Here is a 9592-nt window from a genome sequence, read left to right on the forward strand (position 1 = left end):
CCGGCGGATCACCCCGTCGTCGCTCCCGCTGGCCGCCCGGCGCATCACCCCGCTGTCATCGCCCCGCCGCGGCCGTCCGGCAGGGCGTGCCGGCGTCGCCGTCGCCCGCAGTCCAGCGGTCCCCCGCCGTTACCCCCTGCGGTCGCAGGGCGGATCATCCCGCCGCCCCCCGCGCCCGCCGCCCGGCGGATCACCCCGTCGTCGCTCCCGCTGGCCGCCCGGCGCATCACCCCGCTGTCATCGCCCCGCCGCGGCCGTCCGGCAGGGCGTGCCGGCGTCGCCGTCGCCCGCAGTCCAGCGGTCCCCCGCCGTTACCCCCTGCGGTCGCAGGGCGGATCATCCCGCCGCCCCCCGCGCCCGCCGCCCGGCGGATCACCCCGTCGTCGCCCGCGTCTTCACCCGCTGTCCGTCCCCTCCGTCCCCTCCGCCCCCCCCGCAGGGCGTCTCAGCTCGTCGGGTCGGCCGGGTGGGGGGCCAGGAGGGGGAGTTGCGAGGAGAGGCGCTGCTCGCACAGCTCCACCAGGCGGTCGTAGCCGGCCTTGCCCATCAGCTCGGTCAGCTCCGCGCGGTAGGACACGTACACCGGCTCGCCCGCGCCGTGCGCCGAGGTCGCCGACGTGCACCACCAGTGCAGGTCGTGGCCGCCCGGACCCCAGCCCCGGCGGTCGTACTCTCCGATGGACACCTGGAGCACCCGGGTGTCGTCGGGGCGGTCGATCCAGTCGTAGGTGCGCCGGACCGGAAGCTGCCAGCAGACGTCCGGCTTGGTCTCCAGCGGCTCGCGGCCCTCGCGCAGGGCGAGGATGTGCAGCGAGCAGCCCGCGCCGCCCGCGAACCCGGGCCGGTTCTGGAAGATGCAGGAGCCCTGGTACGGGCGCGTCTGGCGGTCGCCGTCCTCGTCCTCGGAGATCCAGCCGTGCTCCGTGCCCTCGGCGTGGTGCTGCCAGATGTCCGGCGTGAGCCGCGCCACGTGCTCGGCGACGCGCTTCTCGTCGTCCTCGTCGGAGAAGTGGGCGCCCAGCGTGCAGCACCCGTCGTCCGCGCGGCCCGCCTGGATGCCCTGGCAGCCGCTGCCGAAGACGCAGTTCCAGCGGGAGGTCAGCCATGTCAGATCGCACCGGAAGACCTGCTCGTCGTCTCCCGGATCCGGGAACTCCACCCACGCACGCGCGAAGTCGAGGCCCTTCTCGTCGGCTTCCCGGGCCTTCTTCGACATCGGCCTCACCGGCTTCGGAGTCTTCGGCTTCTGTGACTTCGCCCGCGAAGGACCCTCGGCGGCTGTGGCTGCCGCCGCCGACTTGTCGTCCTTTGCCTTTTTCGTCTTTGGCACAGCACCAGCCTAAGGCTCCCGTGACCCCACCGAGGACGGAGTACGCCCCCGCTGGCAGTAGCGTTCCCTACATGAGACTCGGTGTCCTCGACGTGGGTTCGAACACGGTGCATCTGCTGGTGGTGGATGCGCACCCGGGCGCGTGCCCGCTGCCCGCGCATTCGCACAAGGCGGAGCTGCGCCTCGCCCAACTTCTCGACGACAGCGGGGCGATCGGCCCCGAGGGCATCGAGAAGCTGGTCGCCGTGATCCACGAGTGCCTGCAGGCCGCCGAGGACAAGGGCGTCGAGGACGTCCTGCCCTTCGCCACCTCCGCCGTCCGCGAGGCCGGCAACGCCGACGACGTCCTCGCGCGCGTGAAGGCCGAGACCGGCGTCGAGCTGCAGGTCCTCACCGGCGCCGAGGAGGCCCGCCTCACCTTCCTCGCCGCCCGCCGCTGGTTCGGCTGGTCCGCGGGCAAGCTCCTCGTCCTCGACATCGGCGGCGGCTCCCTGGAGATCGCCTACGGCATGGACGAGGAGCCGGACGCCGCCGTCTCCCTCCCCCTGGGCGCCGGCCGCCTCACCGCGGGGTGGCTGCCCGGCGACCCGCCCGGCGCGGAGCCGATAAGGGCGCTGCGCCGCCATGTGCGCGCCCAGATCGCCCGTACCGTCGGCGAGTTCAGCCGCCTGGGCACCCCGGACCACGTCGTGGGGACGTCGAAGACCTTCAAGCAGCTCGCCCGGCTCGGGGGCGCGGCCAGGTCGACCGAGGGCCTGTACGTCCAGCGTGAACTCAAGCGGGAGTCGCTGGAGGCGTGGGTGCCGAAACTGGCCGAGATGACGACGGCCCAGCGGGCCGAACTGCCCGGCGTCTCGGAGGGCCGGGCGGGCCAGCTGCTCGCGGGCGCCCTGGTCGCCGAGGGTGCGATGGACCTGTTCGGTGTGGACAGCCTGGAGATCTGCCCGTGGGCGCTTCGGGAGGGCGTGATTCTGCGCCGGCTCGATCACATGGGGTCGGAGTAGGAACCCAGGGGCGCGGGGAACCGCGCGACACGCCACAAAACACCCGCACACGCCCGTGGCGAATCCCACAACGGCGAAGAGGGGCCCCGCACCCCACCCACCGCACCCCGTAATCTGTCGGCATGGCGGAGCCAGTGTGCATCCCGGATGCGAAGGTCGCGCTGTCCACGGCCTCCGTGTACCCGGAGTCCACGGCGACGGCTTTCGAGATCGCCGCGCGCCTCGGGTACGACGGTGTCGAGGTCATGGTGTGGACCGACCCGGTCAGCCAGGACATGGAGGCGCTGCGCAGACTCAGCGACTACCACCAGATCCCGATCCTGGCGGTGCACGCCCCCTGTCTGCTCATCACACAGCGCGTCTGGTCCACCGATCCCTGGGTCAAGCTCCAGCGCGCCCAGGCGGCGGCGGAGAAGCTGGGCGCGAGCACGGTCGTCGTCCACCCGCCCTTCCGCTGGCAGCGCCAGTACGCCCGTGACTTCGTCACCGGGATCTGGCGCATGGCGAACGAGACCGACGTGCGGTTCGCCGTCGAGAACATGTACCCCTGGCGCTACCGCGACCGCGAGATGCTGGCGTACGCCCCCGACTGGGACGTGGCCAAGGAGGACTACCGCCACTTCACGATCGACCTCAGCCACAGCGCGACGGCCCGCTCCGACGCGCTGGAGATGGTCGACCGCATGGGCGACCGCCTCGGCCATGTGCACCTGGCGGACGGCAAGGGCTCGGCGAAGGACGAGCACCTCGTGCCCGGCCGCGGCTCCCAGCCCTGCGCCGAACTGCTGGAACGTCTCGCCCGGACCGGCTTCGACGGCCATGTCGTCATCGAGGTCAACACCCGCCGTGCGATGTCCGGCGCCGAACGCGAGGCCGACCTGGCGGAGGCCCTGGCCTTCACCCGCCTCCATCTCGCGTCCGCGGTGCGGGTGCCCCGGCCGTGACCGGGCCCGAGGCCACCTCCCGGCGCCGGGGCCGGCGCACCCGTACGGAATCCGCCGGCACCCGCGACCGGATCCTGACCGTGGCCCGCGAGGAGTTCTCCGAACGCGGGTACGACAAGACGTCCGTGCGGGGCATCGCGAAGGCGGCCGGCGTCGACTCGGCGCTGGTGCACCACTACTTCGGCACCAAGGAGCAGATCTTCGCGGCGGCGATCGAGGTCGCGTTCGCGCCCGCGCTGAACGCGCCGGAGGCGGTGGCCGACGGCCCGCTGGACGGCGTCGGCGAGCGGCTGACCCGCTTCATCTTCGGTGTCTGGGAGAACCCCGCGACCCGTACGCCCCTGCTGGCGATCCTGCGCTCCGCCGTCAACAACGAGACCGCCGCCACCGTCTTCCGCCGCCTGGTCGCCTCCCAGCTGATGCGCCGCGTCGCCTCCCAGCTGGACGCGCCGGACGCGGAGCTGCGCGCCGAGCTGGCGGCCGCGCAGCTGGTCGGCTGCGCCATGATGCGGTACGTGATCAAGCTGGAGCCGCTGGCCTCGGCGGACGTCGAGCAGATCATCGCGCGGGTGGCGCCGGTGGTGCAGGGCCATCTCACCGGCCGCTGAGCCCTACGACGGCGGTATGGCCGTACGAGACGATCGTCCCGCATTCCGGACACCGCGTCCCGACCCCTGGATGACGGGCGTAGTCTCGGTAGCAGCCCTATCTGTCTGAAGGAGCGAGCGACGATGCCCGAGCTGAGGTCCCGCACAGTCACCCACGGCCGCAACATGGCGGGCGCCCGCGCCCTTATGCGCGCCTCCGGTGTACCCGGTGCGGACATCGGCCGCAAGCCGATCATCGCCGTCGCGAACTCCTTCACCGAGTTCGTGCCGGGCCACACCCACCTGCAGCCGGTCGGCCGGATCGTCAGCGAGGCGATCACCGAGGCGGGCGGCATCCCGCGCGAGTTCAACACCATCGCCGTCGACGACGGCATCGCGATGGGGCACGGCGGCATGCTGTACTCGCTGCCCTCCCGCGACCTGATCGCGGACTCCGTCGAGTACATGGTCGAGGCGCACTGCGCGGACGCCCTGGTCTGCATCTCCAACTGCGACAAGATCACGCCGGGCATGCTGAACGCGGCCCTGCGCCTGAACATCCCGACGGTGTTCGTCTCCGGCGGCCCCATGGAGGCCGGCCGCGCGACCCTCGTGGACGGCACGGTCCGCACCCTCGACCTGGTCGACGCGATCTCCGACGCCGTGAACGACAAGATCTCGGACGAGGACATCCTCCGTATCGAGGAGAACGCCTGTCCGACCTGCGGCAGCTGTTCCGGCATGTTCACCGCCAACTCGATGAACTGCCTGACCGAGGCCATCGGCCTCTCCCTGCCCGGCAACGGCTCGGTCCTGGCCACCCACACCGCGCGCAAGCAGCTCTACGTCGCCGCCGCGCGCACGGTCATGGACATCACCCGGCGCTACTACGAGCAGGACGACGACACCGTCCTGCCCCGCTCGATCGCGACCTTCTCCGCCTTCGAGAACGCGATGGCCCTGGACATCGCGATGGGCGGCTCGACCAACACGATCCTGCACCTGCTGGCCGCGGCCCAGGAGGCGGGCGTCCCGTTCGGCCTCGAGGAGATCAACGAGGTCTCGCGCCGCGTGCCCTGCCTCGCCAAGGTCGCCCCGAACGTCGCGAAGAACCGCACGTACTACATGGAGGACGTGCACCGCGCCGGCGGCATCCCCGCCCTCCTCGGCGAACTGCACCGCGCCGGGCTGCTCAACGAGGACGTCCACTCGGTCCACAGCCCCTCCCTCGCGGACTGGCTGAAGACGTGGGACGTGCGCGGCGGCTCCCCGTCGCCGGACGCCGTGGAACTGTGGCACGCGGCCCCCGGCTGCGTCCGCTCCGCCGAGGCCTTCTCCCAGTCCGAGCGCTGGGAGGCGCTGGACGAGGACGCGGCGGAAGGCTGCATCCGCTCCGCCGAGCACGCCTACTCCAAGGACGGCGGCCTCGCGGTCCTCAAGGGCAACCTGGCGGTGGACGGCTGCGTGGTCAAGACGGCCGGCGTCGACGAGTCGATCTGGACCTTCGAGGGCCCCGCCGTCGTCTGCGAGTCGCAGGAGGAAGCGGTCGAGAAGATCCTCAACAAGCAGATCACGCACGGCGACGTGGTCGTCATCCGGTACGAGGGCCCCAAGGGCGGCCCCGGCATGCAGGAGATGCTCTACCCCACCTCCTTCCTGAAGGGCCGCGGTCTCGGCAAGACCTGCGCGCTGATCACCGACGGCCGCTTCTCCGGCGGCACGTCGGGCCTGTCCATCGGCCACGCCTCCCCGGAGGCCGCGTCCGGCGGCACGATCGCGCTCGTCGAGGACGGCGACCGCATCCGCATCGACATCCCCAACCGCACGATCGAACTCCTCGTCGACGACGCCGAACTCGCGCGCCGGGAGGCGGCTCTGGGCGGCGTGTACGCGCCCAAGTCCCGCGAGCGCAAGGTCTCGGCGGCGCTGCGCGCCTACGCGGCGATGGCGACCAGCGCGGACAAGGGTGCGGTCCGGGACGTGTCGAAGCTGGGCTGACGCACCGCCCGAGCACGGGGCCGCCTCCCTGCGGGGGCGGCCCCTTCGCATACCGCCGCGACCGGCCTACCAGACGCCGGGCGTACGGGAGTCGACGGAGAAGACGGTGCCGTCGGGGGCGGAGGCGTAGAGGTGGGGGCCGGAGAGCTGGGGCGAGGGCAGGGTGGCGGTGAAGGCGGCCGTGTCCGTGCCGAGCCGCGGTGAGGTCTGCCCGAGGAGCCGTCCCTTGGCGGCGTCCACGGCGAGCAGCCGCCCGTCGGCGGCGGTGAAGTAGACCTGCCGACCGTCGGTGACCGGTGCCGATCCCCGGCTCACGGCGGTTTCCAGAGACCACAACTGCTTGCCGGCGTGGGTGTCGACGACCGTGAGGGAGCCGCCGGTGCCCAGGACGTAGACCAGATTCTTGTGCACGGTGGCGCCCGCCTGCCCGAGCGGCACTCTCAGCGGCACCCGGCGGGACGCCTTCGTCTCGGGGTCGTAGCGGACGACCGTGTCCGACGCGGCGCTCACCCGGTCGACGGACAGGAACACGACGCTGCCTCCCGTGACGCCGACAGGGGTCAGACCGCCGTCGAGCACCGCGTCCCAGCGGACGTCCCCGGTCGTGGCGTCGACCGCCGTGACGCGCGTCCTCGTCCCGTCCCCGGTCACCGTCGTGGCGATGGCCAGCGGGCTCCCGGGGAACGAAACGAAGTACGGCTCGCTCAGCCCGGGTATCCGCCGGCTCCACCGCGTCGCCCCCGAGGCGCTGTCGATGCCGGTCACCTTGCCGTCGGCGCCGCTCAGCAGCAACGTGCCGCCCGCGTAGCGGATGGCGCGGTCGGCCGAGACGTCCAGGCTCCACCGTGTCCTGCCGGACGACGGATCGAGCGCCTCCACCCGCTTTCCGCCACCGGTCAGCACGTGTACCAGCCCACCCGAGACGACCGGCGCCGGGAGGGAGACGCCGGTGAGGGGCAGGCTGCGCCGCCACAGCACGCTTCCGTCGGCCGGACCGAGAGCGGAGACGACGCCGTGCTGGACACACAGCAGTTCCCGCATGCCGAAGGTGCACTTGGGCACGCCGCTCGCCTTCCGGGCCGGCTTCGTCGCCCACGCCTTGAACTCCGGTGCGGCGGATGGCGCGGCAGCGGCCTTCGGGTGCGCGGCGGGCTTGTCGCCGTCCGGCAACTGAGTCCAGGCGAGTCCGCCGCCGGCGACGACAGCCAGCGCCAGGCCCACGAGGACGGCCCGCCTGCGGCGGCCCCGCTTCACCGGCGCCGGCTGCGGCTCCTCGACATCCCGCCCGGGCGTGGACGGCTCCGCCGACCGCTGCGCCGGTATGAACGCCTGGGTGTCGTACGAGGCCGCCACCGACCGCAGTTCCCGCATCAACTCGTCGGGGGTGGGCCGGTCCTCGGGTTCCTTGGCCAGACACCGCAGCACCAGCGGCGCGAGGTTCGCCGGTACGCCGGTCATGTCGGGCTCGTCGTGCACGACCTGGTAGGCGACGATGTACGGGCTGTCGGAGTCGAACGGCCCGCGCCCCGTCGCCGCGTGCACCATCACCGAGCCCAGCGCGAACACGTCCGCCGCCGGCCCGACTTCCCGCGGACGCCGGAACTGCTCGGGCGCCATGAACGGCGGCGTGCCGATCAACTTCCCCGTCTCGGTTCGCAGTTCGCTGTCCTTTGGCCGAGAAATGCCGAAGTCGATGACCTTCGGCCCGTCGTCGGCGAGCAGCACATTGCTGGGCTTCAGGTCCCGGTGCACCACACCGACCCGGTGGATGTCGCGCAGTGCCTCGGCCAGCCCCGCCATCAGCCGGCGCAACTGAGCGGCGTCCATGGGCCCGTTCCGCTTCACGTGATCGGAGAGCGTGGACCCGGGGATGTACAGGGTGGCCATCCAGGGCCGTCCGGCCTCCGGATCGGCGTCGACCACAGGCGCGGTGAAAGCCCCGCTCACCCGTCGAGCCGCGGCCACCTCCTGCCGGAACCGCCCCCGGAACTCGGGGTCCTTGGCGAACTCGGCATGGACGACCTTCACGGCCACCTTCATGCCGGAGGTGCTCCGTGCCAGGTGCACGACACCCATGCCGCCCGAGCCGAGGCACGACTCGAGGCGGTAGTGGCCGGCGTAATCGGGAAGTTCCGCTTCCGCGCCCGCTCCGGCGTTGTGCTGTGGCGCCATGGAACCACCCCCGTGCTGTTCGTCCGCGCGCGCGACGCACGGAGCCTAGTCGATGGCTCGTACGGGACAGAGGCGGCGTGCTAGCTTCCGCGTGCGAGTCGCGTACGTGTGTTTCATGGCGCGATTCAGGGGAATCAATGGGGCCCCATGGATGTCATGGGGAGCAACGGGGGAGGTTTTCCATGTCTGTCGAGCATGTCGAAGAGGTCGAGGACGGCGGGGAAGAGGCCGTCTCGGCGATGGCCGCGGCGGCATCCACGACGTATGCGATCGCACCGGGTGTACGCCTCAACGTCCGCAGCGGCCCGGGCACCGGCTACCCCATCGTCCGCGTCCTGCCCGAGGGTTCGCGCGTCGCCATCCTCTGCCAGTCGCCCGGTACGACCATCACCGGCCCGTACGGCACGAGCAGCATCTGGGACTGCATCGGAAGCGACGAGTTCATCTCGGACGCCTACGTCCTCACGGGCAGCGACGGTTACATCCGCCCCCGCTGCGGCGGCTGACCGATCACCACGACCACGAGGATGTCCATGATCTCCAAGAGCCGTCGGTCCGTCCTGCTCACGGCAGCCACCGGGGCCCTGCTCATGACGATGGGAGCGCTGGCCACCCCTGCGGCGGCCACCGTGCGGACCTACCCGATCGCACCGGACACCCGCGTCAACGTCCGGAGCGGACCGGGCACCGGCTACTCCATCGTCCGCGTCCTGCCCGAGGGCGCCACGGTCCCGGTCTTCTGCCAGCGGCCCGGCACCACGGTCTCGGGTTACTACGGGACCTCCGACATCTGGGACAACATCGACAGCGGCGAGTACATCTCCGACACGTACGTGAAGACCGGCAGCGACGGGTACGTCGCACCGCGCTGTTCCTAGGCCCGCCCGGAGCCCGCCCCCGTCCCACCGCCATAATCGTCCCGTGAGCGACGAACCCGGCACCCAGGACAAGGCGGGCTCCACCGGAGGCCCCCGGCCCGAGCCCCTGCGTTTCTTCGGCACCACCTGGGTGGACCACGACAACGGCTACCCGTTGCGCCGCGCCGCCGTGGCCGTCGGCTCCCTCCTCGCCGCCGTCGCCTCCTGCCTGATCCTGCGCTTCGCCTTCCAAGGCCTGCGGATCGCCGACACCGGCACGTTCGTGATGGTCCTGGTCGTCGTCATGTTCGCCGTGTGCAGCGCGCTGGCCTTCCGCACCACCTGGGACTCCTTCTCCCGCCGACCCGACCCCGACCGCCAGGCGTCCCTGCGCGGCCTGCTGGCCATCGGCTTCGTCGGCTCGCTCCTCGCCTACTTCTTCCGCTCCCTCACCGAGGCCCCCGGCGAGAAGCTCCACCGGCAGGAGTACGAGGCGGCCCGCGAGCGGCACGCCAAACGCAGCACCCGCCGCACCGGCAACCCGTCCAAGAAGCGCCGCCGCTCCTGACGCCTCCGGCCCCCGCAGGGCCCCCGCACCCCAGACTTCGCGCACCGCAGGGCCCCCGCACCCCAGACTCCGCGCACCGCAAAGCCCCCCCCGCACCCCAAGCCCCAGCCCCGCACACCGCAAACCCCCGCC

At 72.0% G+C, this 9592-nt stretch carries 9 protein-coding genes; 7 read left to right on the forward strand and 2 right to left on the reverse strand.

Annotated features, from left to right (window positions below; all coding sequences use genetic code 11):
* Positions 1 to 445: 445 nt before the first annotated feature.
* A complete protein-coding gene (locus M8J74_RS41415) occupies positions 446 to 1330 on the reverse strand; it encodes a DUF3109 family protein (RefSeq protein WP_249841332.1) in 885 nt (294 codons plus the stop codon).
* A 71-nt stretch (positions 1331 to 1401) separates the two neighbouring features.
* On the opposite strand from M8J74_RS41415, the gene M8J74_RS41420 reads away from it, so the two are divergent.
* From M8J74_RS41420 to ilvD, 4 genes are all read left to right on the forward strand, one after another.
* Positions 1402 to 2334, forward strand: a complete 933-nt coding sequence (locus M8J74_RS41420; RefSeq protein ID WP_249841333.1) for a Ppx/GppA family phosphatase — start codon at positions 1402 to 1404, stop codon at positions 2332 to 2334.
* A 122-nt stretch (positions 2335 to 2456) separates the two neighbouring features.
* Complete coding sequence (locus M8J74_RS41425) at positions 2457 to 3278, forward strand: sugar phosphate isomerase/epimerase family protein (RefSeq protein ID WP_249841334.1); 822 nt, start codon at positions 2457 to 2459, stop codon at positions 3276 to 3278.
* On the forward strand, positions 3275 to 3886 hold the full coding sequence (locus M8J74_RS41430) for a TetR/AcrR family transcriptional regulator (protein WP_249841335.1): 612 nt from the start codon (positions 3275 to 3277) through the stop codon (positions 3884 to 3886). Before M8J74_RS41425 ends, M8J74_RS41430 begins: the two co-directional genes overlap by 4 nt.
* Before the next feature lie 123 nt (positions 3887 to 4009).
* The gene (gene ilvD / locus M8J74_RS41435; protein ID WP_249841336.1) at positions 4010 to 5863 is read left to right on the forward strand and encodes a dihydroxy-acid dehydratase; all 1854 of its coding nucleotides are present in this window, start codon (positions 4010 to 4012) and stop codon (positions 5861 to 5863) included.
* Between the two features lie 66 nt (positions 5864 to 5929).
* Here the strand turns inward: ilvD and M8J74_RS41440 are convergent, their stop codons facing one another.
* Positions 5930 to 8035 carry a serine/threonine-protein kinase gene (locus M8J74_RS41440; RefSeq protein WP_249841337.1) on the reverse strand — a complete coding sequence of 702 codons (2106 nt, stop codon included), beginning with the start codon at positions 8033 to 8035 and terminating at the stop codon, positions 5930 to 5932.
* A 182-nt stretch (positions 8036 to 8217) separates the two neighbouring features.
* On the opposite strand from M8J74_RS41440, the gene M8J74_RS41445 reads away from it, so the two are divergent.
* From M8J74_RS41445 to M8J74_RS41455, 3 genes are all read left to right on the forward strand, one after another.
* Complete coding sequence (locus tag M8J74_RS41445; RefSeq protein WP_249841338.1) at positions 8218 to 8541, forward strand: SH3 domain-containing protein; 324 nt, start codon at positions 8218 to 8220, stop codon at positions 8539 to 8541.
* Positions 8542 to 8625: 84 nt separating this feature from the next.
* Positions 8626 to 8913: an SH3 domain-containing protein gene (locus M8J74_RS41450; RefSeq protein WP_249841340.1), complete on the forward strand. Its 288-nt coding sequence runs from the start codon at positions 8626 to 8628 to the stop codon at positions 8911 to 8913.
* A gap of 43 nt (positions 8914 to 8956) precedes the next feature.
* Positions 8957 to 9460: an EamA/RhaT family transporter gene (locus tag M8J74_RS41455; RefSeq protein ID WP_249841339.1), complete on the forward strand. Its 504-nt coding sequence runs from the start codon at positions 8957 to 8959 to the stop codon at positions 9458 to 9460.
* Positions 9461 to 9592 lie beyond the last annotated feature (132 nt).

The organism is Streptomyces panaciradicis, from assembly GCF_023516615.1.
GTDB classification, from domain to species: Bacteria; Actinomycetota; Actinomycetes; order Streptomycetales; family Streptomycetaceae; genus Streptomyces; species Streptomyces panaciradicis.